Raw genomic sequence first — 574 nt, 5'->3', positions numbered from 1 at the left:
GCTACAATTAACACTAATAATTGATATTGATAATTATTATCAATTAAATATAATCTTATAGGAGTTGTTAACAACATGAACAAACATCACCCAAAATTAAGGTCTTTCTATTCTATTAGAAAATCAATTCTAGGCGTTGCATCGGTCATTGTCAGTACACTATTTTTAATTACTTCTCAACATCAAGCACAAGCAGCAGAAAATACAAATACTTCAGATAAAATCTCGGAAAATCAAAATAATAATGCAACTACAACTCAGCCACCAAAGGATACAAATCAAACACAACCTGCTACGCAACCAGCAAACACTGCGAAAACCTATCCTGCAGCGGATGAATCACTTAAAGATGCAATTAAAGATCCTGCATTAGAAAATAAAGAACATGATATAGGTCCAAGAGAACAAGTCAATTTCCAATTATTAGATAAAAACAATGAAACGCAATACTATCACTTTTTCAGCATCAAAGATCCAGCAGATGTGTATTACACTAAAAAGAAAGCAGAAGTTGAATTAGACATCAATACTGCTTCAACATGGAAAAAGTTTGAAGTCTATGAAAACAATCAAA

The 574-nt window shown here is 31.7% G+C and carries 2 protein-coding genes; one reads left to right on the top strand and one right to left on the bottom strand.

Features of this window, described 5'->3' with window-relative positions; translation table 11 throughout:
- Positions 1-77: hypothetical protein (locus IDG60_RS00300; RefSeq protein ID WP_167401934.1), on the bottom strand; the 77-nt coding region annotated here is incomplete at its 3' end.
- Between IDG60_RS00300 and IDG60_RS00295 the strand changes: the two genes are divergently transcribed.
- Positions 76-574 (top strand): YSIRK-type signal peptide-containing protein (locus tag IDG60_RS00295; protein WP_206160346.1); only part of this gene is annotated, 499 nt, incomplete at its 3' end. The genes IDG60_RS00300 and IDG60_RS00295 overlap by 2 nt on opposite strands.

This window comes from Staphylococcus sp. EG-SA-2 (genome assembly GCF_017152085.1).
This window is presented reverse-complemented; position numbering and strand designations above follow the sequence as displayed.